Source organism: Bacteroides sp. AM07-18 (assembly GCF_003602695.1).
In the GTDB taxonomy this organism is placed as follows: Bacteria; Bacteroidota; Bacteroidia; order Bacteroidales; family Bacteroidaceae; genus Bacteroides; species Bacteroides uniformis.
In genome coordinates, this window is the sequence record NZ_QTLM01000007.1 from 136,299 (window position 1) to 156,304 (window position 20,006).

Annotated in this window: 15 protein-coding genes and 1 tRNA gene; 6 read left to right on the forward strand and 10 right to left on the reverse strand. The window is 44.6% G+C overall.

Annotation, left to right across the window (positions count from 1 at the left end; translation table 11 throughout):
- The 4 genes from DW096_RS11250 to DW096_RS11265 all read right to left on the reverse strand — a co-directional run bounded on the left by DW096_RS11250 (position 1) and on the right by DW096_RS11265 (position 4,516).
- A complete protein-coding gene (locus DW096_RS11250; RefSeq protein WP_120028751.1) occupies positions 1-1,641 on the reverse strand; it encodes an MFS transporter in 1,641 nt (546 codons plus the stop codon).
- A 106-nt stretch (positions 1,642-1,747) separates the two neighbouring features.
- Positions 1,748-2,845: an HlyD family secretion protein gene (locus DW096_RS11255; RefSeq protein WP_009037809.1), complete on the reverse strand. Its 1,098-nt coding sequence runs from the start codon at positions 2,843-2,845 to the stop codon at positions 1,748-1,750.
- 73 nt (positions 2,846-2,918) lie between these two features.
- Complete coding sequence (locus tag DW096_RS11260; RefSeq protein WP_009037810.1) at positions 2,919-4,253, reverse strand: TolC family protein; 1,335 nt, start codon at positions 4,251-4,253, stop codon at positions 2,919-2,921.
- Between the two features lie 189 nt (positions 4,254-4,442).
- Positions 4,443-4,516 (reverse strand) — tRNA-Met (locus DW096_RS11265).
- A 256-nt stretch (positions 4,517-4,772) separates the two neighbouring features.
- Between DW096_RS11265 and DW096_RS11270 the strand changes: the two genes are divergently transcribed.
- The 4 genes from DW096_RS11270 (at position 4,773) to DW096_RS11285 (ending at position 9,642) form a co-directional block, all read left to right on the forward strand.
- Positions 4,773-5,159 (forward strand): START-like domain-containing protein, encoded by a 387-nt coding sequence (locus DW096_RS11270; RefSeq protein WP_005824726.1) that lies wholly within the window; start codon positions 4,773-4,775, stop codon positions 5,157-5,159.
- Between the two features lie 77 nt (positions 5,160-5,236).
- Positions 5,237-7,138, forward strand: coding sequence for an LptF/LptG family permease (locus DW096_RS11275; RefSeq protein ID WP_034529311.1), 1,902 nt, complete (start codon positions 5,237-5,239; stop codon positions 7,136-7,138).
- 14 nt (positions 7,139-7,152) lie between these two features.
- Positions 7,153-8,367, forward strand: a complete 1,215-nt coding sequence (locus DW096_RS11280; RefSeq protein ID WP_005824728.1) for a bifunctional 3,4-dihydroxy-2-butanone-4-phosphate synthase/GTP cyclohydrolase II — start codon at positions 7,153-7,155, stop codon at positions 8,365-8,367.
- An 81-nt stretch (positions 8,368-8,448) separates the two neighbouring features.
- A complete protein-coding gene (locus tag DW096_RS11285) occupies positions 8,449-9,642 on the forward strand; it encodes a pyridoxal phosphate-dependent aminotransferase (RefSeq protein WP_005834870.1) in 1,194 nt (397 codons plus the stop codon).
- Between the two features lie 405 nt (positions 9,643-10,047).
- Here the strand turns inward: DW096_RS11285 and DW096_RS11290 are convergent, their stop codons facing one another.
- The 4 genes from DW096_RS11290 to DW096_RS11305 all read right to left on the reverse strand — a co-directional run bounded on the left by DW096_RS11290 (position 10,048) and on the right by DW096_RS11305 (position 16,242).
- The gene (locus DW096_RS11290; RefSeq protein WP_005834872.1) at positions 10,048-10,218 is read right to left on the reverse strand and encodes a DUF362 domain-containing protein; all 171 of its coding nucleotides are present in this window, start codon (positions 10,216-10,218) and stop codon (positions 10,048-10,050) included.
- Between the two features lie 236 nt (positions 10,219-10,454).
- On the reverse strand, positions 10,455-12,416 hold the full coding sequence (locus DW096_RS11295) for a HAMP domain-containing sensor histidine kinase (protein WP_005834874.1): 1,962 nt from the start codon (positions 12,414-12,416) through the stop codon (positions 10,455-10,457).
- Complete coding sequence (locus DW096_RS11300) at positions 12,413-14,284, reverse strand: sensor histidine kinase (protein ID WP_055288241.1); 1,872 nt, start codon at positions 14,282-14,284, stop codon at positions 12,413-12,415. Before DW096_RS11300 ends, DW096_RS11295 begins: the two co-directional genes overlap by 4 nt.
- A gap of 143 nt (positions 14,285-14,427) precedes the next feature.
- Positions 14,428-16,242 (reverse strand): DNA polymerase III subunit gamma/tau, encoded by a 1,815-nt coding sequence (locus DW096_RS11305; protein WP_022400867.1) that lies wholly within the window; start codon positions 16,240-16,242, stop codon positions 14,428-14,430.
- 142 nt (positions 16,243-16,384) lie between these two features.
- Between DW096_RS11305 and DW096_RS11310 the strand changes: the two genes are divergently transcribed.
- Both DW096_RS11310 and DW096_RS11315 read left to right on the forward strand, forming a co-directional pair.
- Positions 16,385-16,693: a septum formation initiator family protein gene (locus DW096_RS11310; RefSeq protein WP_005824736.1), complete on the forward strand. Its 309-nt coding sequence runs from the start codon at positions 16,385-16,387 to the stop codon at positions 16,691-16,693.
- The gene (locus DW096_RS11315) at positions 16,690-17,034 is read left to right on the forward strand and encodes a hypothetical protein (RefSeq protein WP_005834878.1); all 345 of its coding nucleotides are present in this window, start codon (positions 16,690-16,692) and stop codon (positions 17,032-17,034) included. The genes DW096_RS11310 and DW096_RS11315 overlap by 4 nt, the downstream gene beginning before the upstream one ends.
- A gap of 93 nt (positions 17,035-17,127) precedes the next feature.
- Here DW096_RS11315 and DW096_RS11320 read toward each other — a convergent pair whose 3' ends face one another.
- Both DW096_RS11320 and DW096_RS11325 read right to left on the reverse strand, forming a co-directional pair.
- Positions 17,128-18,459, reverse strand: coding sequence for a DUF5125 domain-containing protein (locus DW096_RS11320; protein WP_117720781.1), 1,332 nt, complete (start codon positions 18,457-18,459; stop codon positions 17,128-17,130).
- A gap of 27 nt (positions 18,460-18,486) precedes the next feature.
- Positions 18,487-19,998, reverse strand: coding sequence for a glycoside hydrolase family 30 beta sandwich domain-containing protein (locus tag DW096_RS11325; RefSeq protein ID WP_118931021.1), 1,512 nt, complete (start codon positions 19,996-19,998; stop codon positions 18,487-18,489).
- Positions 19,999-20,006: the final 8 nt, after the last annotated feature.

Consider the following 20,006-nt stretch of genomic DNA (forward strand, 5'->3'; position numbering starts at 1 on the left):
CTAAGTTAGTAATTTTCGTTTAGGATACCGCACGACAAGCACAAATATCATGCAAATCAGGCAGGCATAGAGTGTCCATCCTGCCATTTCCTTTATAGCAGAGAGAGTGGCTTGTACTTGGATGCGTCCTTTGGTGGATATGGCAGCCATGTTGATTGCTTCTTGTTTGCTCTTTCCCTGATATTGCATACCTTGTACAGTTTGGGTAAACGAGGCGGACGCTTCGGGGTGCAGCATGTCTACATTCTGTGCATAGCGGGTGACGTAGTGCTGCTGGCGTTCTTGCAGTACATTCGTATAGAGTGCGGCTCCGATGCTGGGAGCCAATACCATGCGTACGGTAAGCATGGTGCATATCCAGGAAGAAAGATATTTGTAAGGCATGCGTTGGGTGGCGTAGGTTGGAATCAGCGAATAGAGGAACATCATACCAGTGGAACGGATGATGACCGGATACTTCATCCGTTCGTACAGTCCTGCACCTTGTACCTCGAAATACATGAACATGGTGGAAAGCCCCAATAGAAGGAAACCGGCGGCAAAGAGATATTTGAAGTGTACGCCTTTCACACTGAGCCAGATGGTGGCTATACCGCCGATGAGGTAGCCCAGCATGGACCAGTTGCCTAGGGTAGCGTTCTGAAAGTTGTCCAGTTTCATGCCTATGCCTGTGAATACGTTGACAAACATGGCGCTGGAATTCAGTACCATTAACAGAAAATAGAATAGGAAACCCATACGGATGGTACGCAGTTTGAATACATCGAGCTGATAGTAAGGATTGCGCTGGGTAGACTCGATATAGAGAAATATGCCGCCAGCAATGATGGCGCAGACTGTGGCCCATTGTATGGTTGGGTCATCGTACCAGTCGAGCACTTTGCCATAAGTAAGCACGTAGGTAATGCAGGCTAGTGTGATGCAGAAGATGGAGGCATTGCCGAACTGCTTGAAGTTGATGGGGAAACGGCGGGTGGTATATTTATGATAAGGCATAGTAATGAAGGTGATGAGGATGCAAAGTAATAGTAGCCCCATCATAAAGTAGTGTATGTACTGCCATTCATATTCAAAAGCGAGCCAGGCGGTGAGCGAGGTTCCCAATTGCCCCAGTACCATGAAGAATAGATAGATGGCGGGTTGTGCCGCACTCCGTTCGATGTCCAGCTTGTCCCAGCCTTCGTCAGTTGTGGGCTCGTTGCCGGGTGTAATTTTGTCGTACGCCTCGATATGCCCTGCATACTTTATGAGGGTGAAGAGGTTGACCATCATCAGCACCATTCGTAGGAATCCCATAAAGATGCTGCATAGTGCCAGCAGGAAAACGCTGTCTGTCTTGGCACAGATATAGCTGAAGATGTACATCAGGGAGAATCCTGCCAGGCACATCATTTTCTGCCGGCGTATGACTACCAGCCTATACAGAAAAGGGCAGAATGCTGCCATGCCAATGGAAGTGGCGAAGTTGGCAAACTGGATATGCTCGGAAATGATGCCGAGTTCGCTCATCATTTCGGTGCTTGCCACCGAGTAGGTACCGCCCACAGTCAGTATCGGCAAAAAGAATACGAATAGGATGATGATACCTACCGGTTTGGGTACCCAGTTGTAGAAAGGATAGTTCTTGGGGTATGAGGGCATGGGGATAAGGGTTAAGGGGTTAGGGATTAAGGGTTAAAGATTAAGGATTAGGGGGTAAGGATTAAGGAGTTGGTTGCCTTAATCCCTAACCTCTAATCCTTAATCCCTATTTTTTTGTTTTCGCTTTGACTATTACCATCATACCGGCGGCAAGGCTACTGTTGTCTTCTTTAGACAAATCGGTAAAGTCGATGCGGACTGGGATGCGTTGCTGTATCTTCACGAAGTTGCCGGCAGAATTATCCGTGGGCACTAGGGAATATTTGGAGCCGGTGGCTCCGGAGATGGCAGTGATTTTTCCTTTGAATTCTTTGTCGCTGATGGCATCGACGGTAATGACTACTTCTTGTCCCAAGTGCAGATTCTCAATCTGGGTTTCCTTGTAGTTGGCTATAATCCACTTTTGTGTGTCAGGCAGAATGTAGGTGATGGTTTGTCCGGCAGTGATGAATTGTCCTTCTTCAAGGGTACGCCGCCCCAATTTCCCATCACAAGGAGCTACTACTACGGTGTAGGAGAGATTCAGTCGTGCCATTTCGAGTGCGGCTGTTGCCCGTTGTATGGCAGCTTCGGTATTTTCACGGCGATGTGACACTTCGTTCACACCCGACAAGGCAGCTTTCTGTTGTCGTTTCACGGCTTCCAACTTCTTGTGGGTAGCTGCATATTCGGTTTCTATCTGTTCCAATTGAATGGGGGTGGCAGCGTTTCTCTTCACCAGATTCTGGTATCGTTGGCGGTCTTTCTCCAGCTTGGTAAGGCGGATTTCTATCTCTGCTATGGAGGCGTCGTAGACAGAGGCTGTAGTTTGCGTGGTTTGTAGTGTGGCACCAATGACTGTGGCACCGGCTTGTGCATCCTTGAGTGCAGCTTCAGCTTCCATGACTCTGATTTTATATTCCCGGTCGTCCAATATAAGTAAGGTATCTCCTTTGTGTACTTCTTGGTGTTCTGTGAAACAAATTTTCTTGATATATCCTGATGCGCGCAGATTGACGGGAGATATGTATTGTTCAATCTGTGCATCATTACTGGTTTCCGTCCGTTTGTAGTTCAAAAAGAGGCAGACCACTTGAATAATTCCCCAGATAAGGATAGCTATTCCTAATAGGCTGACAACGATTTGCCAACGGCGAAGCTTCTTCAATTTCCGTGCTTTTTCTTGGTGGGTACTTGCGGTGTTATTGTTCTCTTTTGTTTCCATATTTTCTATATTATATTGTTTACTTATTATATATACATCCGTCCTTGAATACGGGCTCTATTCATCTTCCTCTTTAATGAATTGAGGGGCTCAACGTCTCCAGCTGTCCCGTCAGCTTCAGCAAAGTCAGATTGGTTATCCGGTAATTGTAGTGGGCACTGATATAGTTGTTTTGGGCTTCGCTCATCCGCATTTCGTCCTGCAACACTTCGGTCATTGAGGCGATTCCTTCCCGATAACGGTCCATGGTAACGGTATATACATCTTCAGCAAGCAGATAATTGTCCTTCTGCTTCTTAAAGTTACGCTGGCTGTTCATCAGGTCATTGGTAGCATTCAGATATTGTGTCTGAAGATTTTTTCGGGTATTCTCTTGAGCGAGTTTGATGTTCTCTATGTCAATGGTTGCCTTACGCATCTTGTAGCGTTTGTCCAGTCCGTCGAAAATGGGAATGCGCAAGGAGAGTCCCACTCCATAGGAGCGATACCAATGGTTGGAAGGGCCGGAATGGAACCAATGGTAAGCTTTGTCCGTATAGGCAGAGAACATCCAGCTTCCCGTCAAGCTCAAGGAGGGGATGTAACCGTTGCTGACTATTGTTTTTTGTTGCTCTGCGAGTTGTTTCTGTGATTGCAGCAGCTGTAGTTCATATAGTGTTTCAGATAGCCCGGTGAGTGCTGCGGGCGTAATCATTTCTGTATTCACCGGTACCAGTGCTATATTTTCTTCTGCCGGATAGTCGATGATGTATTTCAGTAGGTTCAGTTGCTGTTCCATCATGGCTTGTGCGTTGTCGTGTTGCACCTTGAGGTTCTCCAGGTTGATGTTGACGCGTTTCACATCTACTTCCATAGCCATACCGTTGTCATAGAAGGCCTGAGTGATATCTCTCAACTCTTCTAGGCGAGTGATGTTGGCTTTTATCAAAATAATCTGTTCAGCTGTAACCTGTCCTAGGTAGTACATTTGACTAATTTGAAGGATGAGGTCTTCTCTTGCCTTTTCATAAGAAAGGCGATTCATCTCATCCATGGTTTTGGCTATGGATAGAGTGGTGTAGAGTGTCTGGTTATAAAGTGGTATCTGCAGCTGTAATCCGAAGTTGGCGTTGTATTGCAAAGTTTGGGTTACATTGTAGGGATTGCCATACGCTGAACCATCGGTAACGGAGACGGGTGGATCGATATTGTCGTTATAGTTGGCAAAACCATTGATTTGGGGCAGCAGTTTGGCTCGATTCTCAGAGATGCTGTATTTCCCTTTTTGTATTTCTTTCCGTTTGCTTTGCAAGGATAAGTTGTTTTCGATACCTATTTCGAGGCAGTTCTCCAAGGTTAGGGTATCTTGTGCTCTTGTACCTAGTGCAAGCAAACACAGAAAGGAAAATGTGAACAGTTGTCTTTTCATAATAGTCACTTGATATTTGCACACAAAGTTAGTGGCTTAAAATGCAAGAGGACTATCCATATATCAACTGTTTGTATTCATATTTTCCTTTTTACTATAATTTGAAAACAAACCATAGTAAAAAACGAGTATTAAAAACAAAAAAGACCGCCAAGAGTGGAAGCCTCCTAACAGTCTAAATCTTCTTTGTAGCGGGACCCGGGATTGAACCGGGGACCTCATGATTATGAATCATGCGCTCTAACCAGCTGAGCTATCCCGCCATCATTTCTCGATTGCGGGTGCAAAGATATAGCTTTTATTTAAATTGCCAAAACTTTTATGGATATTTTCTGCTTTTTCTTTTGCTGATAGGGTGCTGAAGTGGTTTGCAGTACTTTTTATTAAAAGTCTTTGTATAACATTATCAATGAATTAGGGGTGTATGGAAAGGGAGGTATAAATAAATTTGATGATTTATTTTCTGTAATTAGAAAAAAGTATTTATCTTGGCTGGCGCAATAAAAAGCAGAATAGACTATGGAAAGAAAGAAAATACATTTGGAATATCTCTTGAATGCGACTTCTAAAAGTATTCTTTGGGCAGCGATAAGTACCCCTACTGGTTTGGAGGGCTGGTTTGCTGATAGGGTTCAGTCAGACGATAAAACAGTAACCTTTTTTTGGGGAAAAACAGAAAAACGTGATGCCGAGATTATTGCCGTGCGGGCGTATTCATTCATCCGCTTCCGCTGGCTGGACGATGAGAACGAGCGAGAATACTTTGAACTGAAGATGACAAACAATGAGTTGACCAATGATTTCGTATTGGAGATAACAGACTTTGCCGATATAGACGAGGTGGGTGATTCGCGTGAATTATGGGAATCGCAAGTGGATACTTTGCGAAGAACTTGTGGTTTTTAGTTAACTTTAGATTAAAAATTTCCCGTACTCCCTTTTTTTGTACTACTTTTGTGCTCTCATTGCATGAAACGAGTAAAATGCTGCGCATAAAAAAGTTAGATATATTTGTTTTGAAGAGCTTTTGCATGCTCTTTATGGGTACTTTCTTCATCTGCCTCTTCATCTTTATGATGCAGTTTTTATGGAGGTATGTGGACGAAATGGTAGGAAAAGGATTGGAGATGACTGTCCTTGCACAGTTTTTCTTTTATTCTGCGCTTTCGTTGGTACCTGCGTCGTTGCCGCTGGCTATTCTGCTGGCTGCCCTTATCACCTTTGGAAATTTCGGAGAACGTTTTGAATTACTTGCCATGAAGGCAGCCGGTATTTCTTTATTGAAAATCATGCGGCCCCTGATTATCTTTATTTGTTTCATCTGTTGTGTCTCTTTCTATTTCCAAAATGTCATAGGACCAAAAGCCCAAACAAAATTATGGACTTTGCTTATTTCCATGAAGCAGAAATCTCCCGAAGTGGATATTCCTGAAGGTGTGTTCTACGATGAAATAGATGGTTATAATCTGTATGTGAAGCATAAGAACCGCAAAACTGGTATGCTGTATGACGTACTGATATATAATTTTGAGAAAGGTTTTGAGAATGCTCAAATTATCAAGTCTGATTCGGGACGTCTGGAGATGACGGCTGACAAACAGCATTTATATTTGCATTTATACAGTGGTGAGCAGTTTGAGAATTTGAAATCGCAGAACATGAACCAAAGGAATGTGCCTTACCGGCGTGAGACATTCCGAGAAAAGCATGCAATCATTGAGTTCAATTCGGATTTTAATATGGTGGATGCAGGTATCATGAGTAATCAGTCCAACAGTAAGGATATGAGAATGCTGCAGGCGGATATTGATTCCATGAAATTGCAGAATGACAGTGTGGGACGTGGTTATTATAAAGAAGCTATGGCAGGAACTTATAAGGTGACAGCCAGCTTGTCTAAAGAGGATACATTGAAGATTGAAAAGGCCTATTTAGGTGAGTACAATGTAGACAGCCTCTACAATGTGGCTACACTGATGCAGAAACAGAAGGTTATATCCACAGCCGTCAGCCGTGCAGAGAGTGCGGGGAGTGACTGGAGTTTTAAGAGCTTTAATATATCGCAGACTGAAAGCAGCCTTCGACGGCACATGACTTCCTGGCATGAGAAACTGACTCTTTCTCTGGCATGTCTCATCTTCTTCTTTATTGGTGCGCCACTCGGAGGAATTATCCGTAAAGGAGGCTTGGGAATGCCGGTGGTGGTTTCTGTATTGATTTTTATTATCTATTACATCATCAACAATACGGGGTATAAGATGGCCCGTGACGGACAGTGGGTTGTCTGGATGGGTATGTGGACCAGTACTGCTGTCTTGGCCCCATTGGGTGCGTTCTTGACATATAAATCCAACAATGATTCAGTGGTATTGAATGCTGATGCCTATATAAATTGGTTCAAGAAGGTTGTGGGCATTCGCAGTGTACGCCATCTGTTCCGTAAGGAAGTAATCATCCATGATCCTGATTATACACGTATTCCGGAAGAGCTGAAGGCTTTGTCCGTAGACTGTCGTGAATATGCTGATAGAAAGGGGTTGAAACGTGCTCCCAATTACTTTAAATTGTGGATGACTGATAGCCAGGATGAGGCAGTGGAAGATATTAACGAACGTTTGGAGAGTCTGATAGATGAGATGTCGAATACAAGATCCGTTACTTTGTTGACAGCGCTGAACACCTATCCGGTCATCCCCGTCCATGCGCATGTCCGTCCGTTCCGCAATTATTGGTTAAACTTGCTCTGCGGTATTGTTTTCCCGATAGGCTTGTTCTTTTATTTCCGTATCTGGGCATTCCGTATCCGTCTGAATAAGGATATGGAGCGGATTATCAAGACAAATGAAGATGTGATTGGAATTATAGAAAGGGATCAGAATAAATAAAAACAAAATAGATTATGGAAAATGTAAAGTTGAATACGATAGAAGAGGCCATTGAAGACTTCAAAGCCGGTAACTTTGTGATTGTTGTGGATGATGAGGACCGTGAGAATGAGGGTGATTTGATAATTGCAGCTGAAAAGATTACACCGGAGAAAGTAAACTTTATGTTGAAGCATGCCCGTGGTGTGCTTTGTGCTCCAATTACAGTTTCGCGTTGCAAGGAACTGGATTTGCCGCATCAGGTATCGGATAATACTTCTGTATTGGGTACTCCCTTCACTGTTACTATTGATAAATTGGAAGGCTGTAGTACCGGGGTTTCTGCGGCAGACCGCGCTGCTACTATCCAGGCGTTGGCCGATCCGGCTTCTACTCCGGCCACTTTCGGGCGTCCTGGCCACATTAATCCATTGTATGCTCAGGAGAAAGGTGTGTTGCGCCGTGCCGGACATACGGAGGCTACTATTGATATGGCACGTTTGGCTGGACTTTATCCGGCGGGAGCCCTTATGGAAATAATGAATGAGGATGGTACAATGGCCCGTTTGCCCGAATTGCGCAGAATGGCAGATGAATTTGGCTTGAAATTGATTTCTATCCGTGACTTGATTGCCTACCGTTTGAAGCAGGAGTCTATTGTAGAAAAAGGAGTGGAAGTGGATATGCCTACAGACCACGGTCATTTCCGTTTGATTCCTTTCCGCCAGAAGTCGAACGGTTTGGAACATGTAGCTTTGTTCAAGGGTACTTGGGAATTGGATGAACCGATTCTGGTGCGTGTACATTCTTCTTGTGCCACTGGTGATATATTCAATTCCAAACGCTGTGATTGTGGCGAGCAGCTGCATAAGGCAATGGAGATGATAGAGAAAGCCGGTAAGGGGGTAGTTGTATATCTGAATCAGGAAGGTCGCGGCATTGGCCTGATGGAAAAAATGAAAGCATATAAATTGCAGGAAGAAGGCATGGATACTGTGGATGCTAATATTTGCCTGGGACATCTGGCAGACGAGCGTGATTATGGTGTGGGTGCCCAGATTCTTCGTGAGATAGGAGTGCACAAAATGCGGCTGATGACCAATAATCCCGTGAAACGTGTGGGCTTGGAGGCTTACGGTTTGGAAATAACGGAGAACGTAGCTATTGAGACTACTCCGAATCCATACAACGAGCGTTATCTCCGTACCAAGAAAGAACGTATGGGACATACACTTCATTTCAATAAGTAACTGTCTTTTTGTTTTCTTATATCAAAGAAAATCGCTTATTTTGCAACCGGATTTGCGTAACAATCATTAAATAGTAACAAAATGAACCAATTATCAGATCGTTTAAACAGTTTGTCGCCTTCTGCGACACTGGCTATGTCTCAAAAGAGCGCAGAGCTGAAGGCTCAAGGCGTAGACGTAATTAACCTGAGTGTGGGAGAACCGGACTTCAATACTCCCGACCACATTAAAGAGGCTGCGAAAAAGGCGATAGACGATAACTTTTCTCGCTATTCTCCAGTGCCGGGTTATCCTGCCTTACGTAATGCAATTGTAGAGAAGTTGAAGAAGGAAAACGGTCTGGAATATACCGCCGCACAAATTTCTTGCGCCAATGGTGCCAAGCAGTCGGTTTGCAATGCAATCCTGGTATTGGTAAATCCGGGTGACGAAGTAATTGTACCTGCTCCCTATTGGGTCAGTTATCCGGAAATGGTAAAGTTGGCTGAGGGTACGCCGGTTATCGTACCTGCCGGTATCGACCAGGACTTTAAGATAACACCTGCACAGCTGGAGGCTGCCATCACCCCGAAGACAAAGGCGCTGATTCTTTGCTCTCCCTCTAACCCTACGGGTTCGGTGTACAGCAAGGAGGAGTTGGCAGGCCTGGCCGCAGTATTGGCAAAGTATCCGCAGGTTGTTGTGATTGCCGATGAGATTTACGAACATATCAACTATATCGGCAAGCATCAGAGCATAGCACAATTCCCCGAAATGAAAGAGCGTACGGTCATTGTGAATGGTGTTTCCAAAGCATATGCAATGACTGGTTGGCGTATCGGTTTCATTGCAGGTCCGGAATGGCTTGTGAAGGCTTGCAATAAATTGCAGGGACAGTATACCTCCGGTCCTTGTTCTGTATCTCAGAAGGCTGCTGAGGCTGCTTATACGGGTACACAAGTTCCGGTGGAGGAAATGCGCAAGGCTTTCGAGCGTCGTCGTGATTTGATTGTAAAGTTGGCCAAGGAAGTTCCGGGTTTCGAGGTGAATGTACCGGAAGGTGCTTTCTATCTGTTCCCTAAATGCGATTCATTCTTCGGTAAATCTGCCGGAGAACGTAAAATCAATGATTCAGATGATTTGGCCATGTATCTGTTGGAAGTGGCTCATGTGGCTTGCGTAGGTGGTGCTTCTTTCGGAGCTCCCGAATGCATTCGTATGAGTTATGCAACCAGCGATGAAAATATAGTTGAAGCTATCCGTCGTATAAAAGAAGCACTGGCTAATCTGAAGTGATTCTAACTTCTTCTACAAACTTATTTTAGCAAGACATCTGTCATGCTGTCACGAACAGTTCGTTTCATCAAAGCGGACTGTTCGTTTTGTTATGACGAACACTTTGTTTTGTTATGACGAACACTTTGTTTTGTTATGACGAACACTTTGTTTCATTATAGCGAACACTCTGTTCCATACAGTATAAACACTTTGTTTTATATTATACGAACATTTTGTTTTCTACTATATGAACACTTTGTTTTATACTTATGGAACAAAGTGTTCATGTCTGTGAACTAACGTATTATCCGTATATAGAAAATAACAATGAGGGGGGTGAAGGTACTGAATCTCACGTGGGGGATATAAAAAAGCGCAGGCAGTTTATCTACCCACGCTTTTGTTTTTGATACTGGGATTGTATTATTCTCCCGGATGAATTGCTTCAGAAGGACAAACATCTGCACAAGTACCACACTCTGTGCAAGTCTCAGGGTCGATATGATAGATATCACCTTCAGAGATAGCGCCAACCGGACACTCGTCGATACAAGTTCCGCAAGCAATACAATCGTCACTAATTACGTAAGCCATTTTCTTTTAGATTTAAATTATTATTAGTACTAATTCGTTTGGCAAAAATAGTGGTTTTCTTTATTACTTGCTATCAATCTTGATTAAAAACGTATAATTTGTATGTCGTCTAAATAAGGAGTCGAGAAAGCGACACAGCATACCGCAGAGACTGAAAAATGTTCGTTTTTGAATTTCGTAAACGAATTGCTCTGATACTATTGGCTTTAGCTGGAGCTTAAGCCGATTTTCAACTTTTAAGAAAGAGTCGGATAGGTAAAAGTAATCACTGCGATTTCTCCTTCTTCGACATTCTCGGTTTGATAGGTACCTTTGAAATGTTCAAAGAACAACTGGTTGATTTTCTGTTGCACTGATACTTTTTGAGAGGCAAACCTGGAATCGGCTATAGGACTGTTCTCTATCCGGCATGCGATGATGTGTTTGTCCGGATGGTTGACCAAGAACATGCTGACTTTGCGTGTTTCTTTGCAGTCGTTCGGATAAAGCAGCATACTTGTCACTATTTGTGTAAGGCGGTTGACGTCGGTATGGATACGTACATCTCCTACCTCCACTTGTAGTTCCAGGAGGATACGGCCTTCACTGCGCATTTGTATTAGACAATCTAGTTCGTTGCACCATTCTTTTACATTACAATCCTGCAATTGAAATTTCATCATATTCGCTTCCAGGCGTGAGAGGTCCAATACGTCGTTTACCAGTTGGATAAGCTCACCCGAATTGGCTTGGATAATACAGGAATACTCTTTTCGCTCTTCTTCATCCAGCTCGTTGTCGGTGGAAAGCAGTTGGGAGAAACCGACTACATTGTTCAGTGGGATACGGATATTATAACTCATATTGGCAAGGAAACGGCTTTTTATTTCGTTGGCTTCTTCGGCAATAATTGCCAATTTACGCATTTCCTTCTCATCTTGTTGCAGCCGCTTCCTGCTTCTATACATATGTAGGTTGAAAAGTAACAAGGCTATAATGATGATGATGGAGGTAACGAGACAGATACGGTGAAAAGTGGCTTGCCGCTGTTCTTTTTGGAAAAGCAGTTGGTCCATATTATATAGGCTTTGTATCTGTTCTATCTGTGAGGTGGAGAATACTGTATATAACGAATCTTTTGCCTTGGTTATTTGTTTATAGACAGGAAGTGCGTCGTCCGGAAACCCCATCTTTACTAATATATCCGCTTTCTGAAGTCCATAAATCATGGCATCATCCAGTGAAATAGGGGTTACAAGTTCAATGGCGTCTTCTAAATAAACCAAAGCTTTGTCGTATTCTTTTGTCAGTTGGTAATATTCGGCATATGCTGCCAAACGTATCAACCGATAAGGAAGAAATGAAGATGTACTGAGATGCCGCTCTGCTTTCTGCAAATATTCCCATGCTTCCGCAGGACGTTGAAGGCGGGTATAGTAAAGGGCGTATTGTAAATCTATGAGCAGATACAAATTGGTATAGCCGTTTGTCAGTACGGTGGTGCCTTCTTCCTGCAATCTGTTTTTTGCATTGTTGAGTTCCTCCAGATACCGGAACATGTTGTCATTGTCATGCAGATATGAGTAAGCCAGTACCGCTTTTGTCAATAAATCAATCTGAGTGGCAAGGGAGGAATCCGGACTTGTCAGTTCAAAAGCCTTGTTTAGGTAGGTGATTCCTTCTTTGTAACGTAAGGTATTGAAATATCCAGTCATCAGGCATAGGCATGCTTCGCGCATACCGTCATGGTTGCCAAGACTTTGAGCCTTGTCGTACATGTCTTGTGCTTGTTTGAGGGCTAATTCAATCTTCTGGCTGATGACATAGAATTCTATCATCATCTTTTTGCCTCTGAAGTAATGACGGTAGTAGTTGTGCTCTTCAGACAACTGTTCGAGCCTCTTCAGCCATTGTTCTGCATGTTTTTGGTCCAGTAGGTTGTAGTAATAAATAATGTGCGCATATATGGCCGCACTCTGGTAAAGTATATTTTTCTGGGCGATGGCCTCTTCCAGTAATTTGTTCTCGTAATAGATGAATGTCGGTGACAGTTGGTCAAGCAGTGCTATCTGATATAGGGTTTCCAATCTGGTGGTATCGGCTGGGGAGGCAAGATATATACGTAGCAGGCTATCCTTGGCTTCTGTCCGTCGCACATCTGCGTGTGCGGACGGTAACAGCCAGCATAAGGCAATGAGCAATGTAAATATCTGTTTCATTTCTTATTCTCCTTTCTGCCTTTCTGGCTTATGGGATGGGTGAAGCAGAAGCGTGAGCCTTCGGCATACTCTGAATCAATCCATATTTGTCCGCCGATATGCTCTATGATAAGTTGGCATATGGAGAGTCCCAACCCACTGCCTTGAGCATTCTCATTCAGCTTTTCAAAACGTTGGAAAATGTTGGCTTGCTTGTCTTTGGGAATGCCGCAACCGGTATCTGTTACGGTGAATAGTACGGTGTCGTCCGTTTCTTTTTCCAGCTTTAGGACAATGCTGCCTTGTGGGGTAAATTTGGTAGCATTTATCAGTAGGTTAATCAGGACTTGCTGCAGGCGTGAGTCGTCAGTCTCGATGGGCATTTCTTCCAGCTCGGTGGTGAATGTAAGTTCAGCTTGTGTCTGTTTCACTTTGTTCACGGTATCTATCACGTTTCTGCAGATGCTTACGGCATCATGTTGTGCAATACAGAATTGCAGTTTGCCGAATTCAAGACTCGATAGATCTATCACGTCGTTAATAAGCTTCAGCAATAGTTCTGAGTTCTGTTGGATAACTTCATTGCACTGACGGCGTGTCTCATCGTCCAGTCCCTCTTCCGTCAATAGGGATGAAAAGCCCGATAATGCATTGAGTGGGGTACGGATTTCATGGCTCATGTTCGAGAGGAACACGCTTTTTGCACGCATGGCATTTTCGGCATTTATCCGTGATGTTGCCAGTTTTTGGGTGGAGAGTTTCACCTTTTCCCGTTGCCTTTTGAGTAGGATGGCAAGTAGAACAAATAACGTTACTAATGCCATCGTTCCTACCAATATGCTGGTTATGATTTTATTGTATTCGTTATTGCTGGCCGTCTCTGCCTTATCTACCTGGTATTTTGCCTTTATCGTATTGATTTGCCGGATATAGCTTTGTGAAGCGAGTGTATCTATAGGAGGATACAATTCCTGGTAGATTCGGCAGGCTTCCATGGCCATGCCTTGTATTTTACAGAGATAGATTTTTTCCAGCGAAGTCCAGCGGTAATACGTGGAGCGCTTATTACCGGAGTATTCTGCTTGCAATTTGGAGTAGATGTCCAGAGCTTGTTTCCAGTATTGTTTGTCCCAATTTCCCATGGCTCTATAGTAGGCGGCAGTGGTATAATCCAAGTGAAACCGATAGAACTTCTCTGGGTGCAGTTGGTAAATGGAGTCCATTTTGTGGAGCCAGATGTTTGCTTCATCAAGATAGTCTTGTGAGAGGTGTCCATGGGAAATGGCAAAATTCGTCTTTTCGATGCAGAAAAAGAAGTCTGTCGGGTAGTCAGGCTCCTGATATAATATTTTCTCCAGCTCTTCCAGGATTTTTTCCGCTTCTTCCAGACGTCCTTTCCGTTGCAGAACGTTGGACATTTTTAAAAGAAGCTGTGCCCTATATGGATGCTGGTCTGAAATGTTGGATAGTTCAGTCAAAGCATCCTGGTATGATTCCAGGGCTTTATCCCCCATGTTGGCTATTGTATTATAGGCGTCTCCGATGGCTTGGTTGGCCACTACCATACCAAATTGGTAGTCTGTTGCTTTAGCTTCTTCGTACATAAGTTGTGCCCGGTTCGTCGCTAAGCTGATATCGCCGCGCAATGTATAGGCATTGGCCAATTGAAGTTGTAATAGAAAATACGTTGTTCTATCTTCATTTGATTGTTGGGTGGGAAGAAGTTGCTCGCTCCACGCAATGACACTGTCTATGGATATGGAGTCATCATAGAGAACTTGTCTTTTGACCAATGATTGCAGAATACTCTGCTTTTCTTGATTGGCTATTGTATGTGCTGATAAGACAGAAGTATACAGTATCTGCCCCAATAGCATCCATATAATCATTTTTGTTCTCAAATGTTTGTTTGCCTCTTTTGTTTATTATTGGCAAAAATAAATATAAATGAATAAATAAAAAATTAAATAGATGCTTTTTTTATCCTTTATACTCAATTTGTTAGCAACTTTATGCAGGCGATTGGAAGGGATTAATACAGTTCCAAACCAAACTCTTCTTTTAGTTGTAATAGGGCACTGTTCTTTTGTGCCATCATCTGGAATTTTTCAACGCGTCCGTAGGCACGTACCTTTTCAGTAGGAGCACTAATCCGGACAGTCATGGTGACTTTGCGGTTCTTTAGCCGGGTACGTAGGTAATTTTGCAGAGTGGGTATCATGCCGGTAAATTCCTTGGCAACGATTTCATTGTCTACCACAGCCTCAAAAGTTGTGTCATTTATTAAAGTGATGCGCATGTTCTGCATGCGCTTGGCAATGGCTACTTGATCCTTGGGCATACGTCCGGCATACTCCTGCCAGTAATAGTTCAAATCCCTTTCATTGAAGATGTAGTCTTCTTCCGGTTGTGCTGCTTGGTGGGCGGCAGTAGGGTTAGATGAAGGGTTTCTTTGTTCCTCTTCTATATGGGGGCGTTTGATGGAGACCCCTAATCCGGACATTTTCATGACCGGAATTTTTTTCTCTTCTCTCCCTTGCGCCATTAATACGGCAGCAGGTGTGGCATGTGGAGTTGTTGCATTACTATGCTGCGTGGCAGCAGGTTGGGGAGTGCTGTTTGTCTGTACTGCCGGCTGTACGGTTTGTTGGGGCGTGGCAGCAGTGGCCTGTGGCTGCTGAGCGGCGGCAGGCTGCGTGAATATGGGTTTTATAGCTTGTTTAGGGCTGCGCCCATTGGCACCGTCGTCCTCCTCGGCGGTCAGTTGTGCCACTTGTATCAGAGTGAGCTCTACCAGTAGCCGTTTGTTTTTACTGGCACGGTAGTTCAGGTCACAATCGTTGCAGAGCTTCATGGCACGGTAAAGAAAAGGGAGGGGGCATTGCTGTGCTTGTGCTTGGTAACGTTCGCGGATGCTTGCGCCCACTTCAAGCAACGGCAGTGTCGCCGGGTCTTTGCTGACAAGCAAGTCGCGCAGGTGGGATGAAAGTCCGGTGATGAAGTGGCTGCCGTCGAAGCCTTTGTTGAGCACATCATTCAGTAATAGCAACGCGTCACTGATTTTGTTCTCAAGAAAGAATCCGGTTAGTTTGAAGTAGTATTCATAGTCCAGCACATTGAGGTTTTCAATCACGCTCTTATAGGTGATGTGTCCTCCGGTGAAGCTTACCACCTGGTCGAAGATGGATAGTGCGTCGCGCATACCGCCGTCTGCTTTGAGGGCAATGACATTCAACGCTTCCGGTTCAGCAGTGATACCTTCTTTGGAGGCGACATATGCGAGGTGTGCTACGGTATCTTCCACACCAATCCGACTGAAATCATATATTTGGCAGCGTGAAAGGATGGTGGGCAGTATCTTGTGCTTCTCGGTAGTGGCAAGGATGAATATGGCATGGCGTGGAGGCTCTTCCAGTGTTTTCAGGAAAGCATTGAAAGCCGAGGCGGACAGCATATGTACCTCGTCAATGATATATACTTTGTATTTACCTATTTGAGGTGGTATGCGTACCTGCTCCACCAATTGGCGGATGTCATCCACAGAGTTGTTTGAGGCGGCATCCAGCTCATGGATATTGTAGGAGCGCTGCTCATTGAAGGAAGTACAGGATTCACACTGGTTGCATGCTTCACCGTCTGCTGTGGGGCTCATGCAGTTGATTGTTTTAGCAAAGATACGGGCACAAGTTGTTTTTCCCACGCCTCTCGGACCGCAAAAAAGATAGGCATGCGCCAGTTTTCCGGTGGCAATGGCATTCTTCAAGGTAGTGGTCAGTGCACGTTGGCCTACTACGGACTCAAAGGTCGAGGGACGATATTTCCGTGCAGATACGATATAGTTTTCCATATTTGGGATATTCTTTGCTTTTTGTGCAAATGTACACAAAAAAAAGAAATCTTTCGGTTATTCCTCTTATCTTTGTGACGTGAAGTTATATGATGGACAAGCTCCATCATGAATGATAAATTGCTAAATAGTAGATAACGAGATGGATAAACTTGCTTCTCTTTGGTCTTTTGTCCGCAAGCATAAATATCTGATTACGCTTGCGTTGTTTGCTGTAATTATCGGGTTCCTGGATGAGAACAGTGTTGTACGCCGTTTGGGTTACGCCCGGGAAGAAAGCCGTCTGCGCGATGAAATAGAAAAGTACCGCAAGGAATACGAGGAGAATACCGAACGGCTCAATGAGCTTGCCGTCGACTCCGGTGCCATCGAACGGATTGCCCGTGAGAAGTATCTGATGAAAAAGCCCAATGAGGATATTTATGTATTTGAAGAAGATATAGAAGAATGAAACAACTGATACCCGCCCTTTTCGCAGTAGGGGCCGTGATGCTCTTGGCAGGAGCTGCCGTTTATATCACGGGCTGGCCTCTTTCACCTTATATATATACTATCGGCGCTACGATGGTTGCTTTGGCCCAAATTAATTCTCCGTCCAAATGTAAAAGTCCCACTGTCAAACGCCTGCGCCGACAGCAAATATTCGGTGCGCTTTTGCTGGTGCTTACGGGGGCATTCATGCTCTTTACAAGGGGCAATGAATGGATTGTGTCTCTGACGATAGCCGCCATTCTTGAGCTTTACACTTCGATACGTATTCCACAAGAAGAGGCGAAAGAAGGTTTAAGCTAAATCCGGAACATATATTCTGCATAAACAAGAGGGGCTGAACTCTTTTATAGAGCCAGCCCCTTTCTCATTTAGTTAATCTTCTGCGTTATCCGTCTATCTTTCTACCTTTTCTACTGTCAGAACTGCCGAAGAGACACCTGCCGTTACGTCAACTGTGAACCGGTAAGCGACACCGTTTTCCAGGCTTTTGCCTTCTACGAGGCCCAAGTTGCCGGCATCACGTCCGTTGGTACCGTCACCTATAAATACTAAGTCACTGGTGGTAGACAAGGCATCGTTTTTATATTCACCTCCCCAACCTTGCTGGTGGAAGAACTTGAAGTTGATGTCATCAGATTTGATTTGCTCTCCCGCTACTACTGTTACCTGATACTTCTTCGCTTCAATCTGTGACATGCAGAGACCTTTTTCTGTAGTCCAACCTACGGCATTGGTCGCTACGGAAGGTTTACCGATACCGTCACCGATAATCCAAAGGGCGCCGGTTCCGTCATCGTTCAGAGTGGCGGTGCTTGTTCCGTTCATTTTCAATACTTCCAGATAATTCAGGGCCAGGTTGGCAATGACGCGATAAGTTCCATCGATGGGCAGGAACTTCAGCGAACCGTCTTCATTCTTTTCGAAGAAGTCGGGGTCTATCCAATATTGGTCGAAGTTGGGAATGTCTGCAGTGATGTTGTCCCCTTGCTTCAGATTGAGGTCGATGCTGTAATGGTCATCATCCACCATCTCCATTTCAGAACCGTTCAGCAGTAGTTTCACGAAAGGAGCGGCTGCATAAGTCAACGTATTGAAGGAGATGGAATATTCTCCAGCTGACAGACTGGAGAAGGTGATTTCACTGGAGGTGCCTTGCGTAATGGCACCGTTACTCCATCCGAAGTTGATTTCATTGCCGTTGGCACCTACTTTAGGAGCTTTGATGTATCCTTTTACTTTTTGTGCAAATTCACCGGTCACGCTATACTGATTGGCTGCGGTTTTTTCCATGCGGTATTCCTGGTCTCCCGAAACCAGAGTCAGGTAAGGGAAGTCCGGACGGCTCAGCGCCACGTCATAGCTTTTCTCTGTAATTGTGAAATTGATGTTCTGTAGAATGAACTTCAATGTAGCTGTTCCGTTGGGAATATTTGCCAGATAGGGAACATATATTTTCCCGGTATAGTCTTGACCGTTTACTTTTGTACGGATTATAGTCTCTGACACCATTTCGTCGCTGAAGTATAACCGCGCTTTTAACGTGGAAAGGGGTACATCTGCGTCCGATGCCTTGATTGTAAAAGGCAGACTGTCTCCGAACAAGGCTGAAGAAGGTTCTGCCTGAAAGTCCATTGTCGGGTTGCCGGGAACCGGATCGTCATCGCTGCAAGCATTCAGCATGGCTATGCCTGCCAATGCCATTAGATAGTATTTTAAGCTTTTCATTATAATCTTCTGTTTAAATTATTAGTTTTATTTTTTCCAACGGTAAGAAACGACTGCTTTGGCCGGAACTTCGTAGGAAAAGTAGTGTGTGCCGTCGCTTACGGTGATTCGCTTGGCATCTGCATTGTTGTTTGCCAATACGAATGCATAGGTACCGTCCGTATTCTCGAAGGCGGAGTAGGTGATTCCGTTGGCTGTGTAACCGGTCGTTCCGATACGTACAGCTCCCGGTTTCACGACTGAAGACATGTGCCCGATAAGGTAATAATGGGAATTACGGACAATTTTAGAATAGTTTGTATTGTCAATATCCACTGCACCGTAGCAGGTCTTGCAAGAACCGTCTGAAGGGCTTACCGGTCCCAGGTCACTGTCTAACATCAGGTTCCACACAATGGCACCGCGGCACCAGTTGTTGGCTGTCCCCAATGCTATTTCTTCCATATCGTTAAGCAGACGTGCTTCTAAATCGCGGCCGGAGTTCCAGGTGCCGATAGACGTTTCTGTGAAAAGCAATTCCTTGTTGGGGTAAAGCTTATGGATGTTCAGCAGTTCGGAACGGTTGCCGCCATAATTGTGGTAGGCAGCACCTGCAATGTACTGTGAGGCTTCCGCATCATCATAAATCTTGGTGGGGTAACTTTTTTGATCGGCCAGATTGTCGTAGTTATAGTTATGGTCGAAAACATAAATCTTTGTAGTAACTCCGGCTTCTTTGAAGGCAGGGCCCAGGCCGGTCTTGATGAAGTCACGGGCTTCTTCCCATCCCATGAACAAGGATGCTGAGTTACCGTGGTTCAGCGGTTCGTTCTGCGGAGTCACAGCGTGGATTTTGATGCCTTCCTTTTCGAAAGCTTGTATCCATTTTACGAAATAGTCGCCATACGTTCTGTAATATTCGGGGTTCAAGTGTCCGCTGGTCCATGAGTCAAAGGGTACACGTTTCTCCAGGCTTTTCACTTTCATCCACTTCGGACATGTCCAGGGAGCGGCAATTATTTTGACGGCAGGATTGATTGCCAGAATTTCCTTCAATATAGGAATCACATATTTGGTGTCTTCCATCGGAAGGGCAAAGTGCTCAAGTCCCTTTTCGTCACAGCAAGTGAATTCACTGAATGAGAAGTCGGAACAACCGATGGCAATACGTACATAGCTGAAGCCGTAGCCTTCTTTGTCCGAGAATGTTTCAGTCAGAAACTTCGTGCGGTTCTCTTGTGTCATCTGCATCAGGTTGTAACCGGTAGAGCCGGTGATGGCTGCACCGAAACCGTCCATTTCCTGATAGCGGGTGGCAGGGTCAAGTGTCACGGTAGAAGGTGACATGTTGCTTCCGGTGCCGAAGGCCAGCCCGGACTTTGTCAAATCATAAGTACGACTGGTGTTCGTTACATAGAGGGTAACATCCTTTGCCTCTTCCGTGGGTTGGTCTGGCTTGGGTTCCGGTGTAGGGGTGATGTTACTGTCATTGTCATTGCCGCAGGCTGCCAGTATGGTGAAGCAACCTAATGCGGTAGTGAATATATTTCTTAAATTCATATTCAATT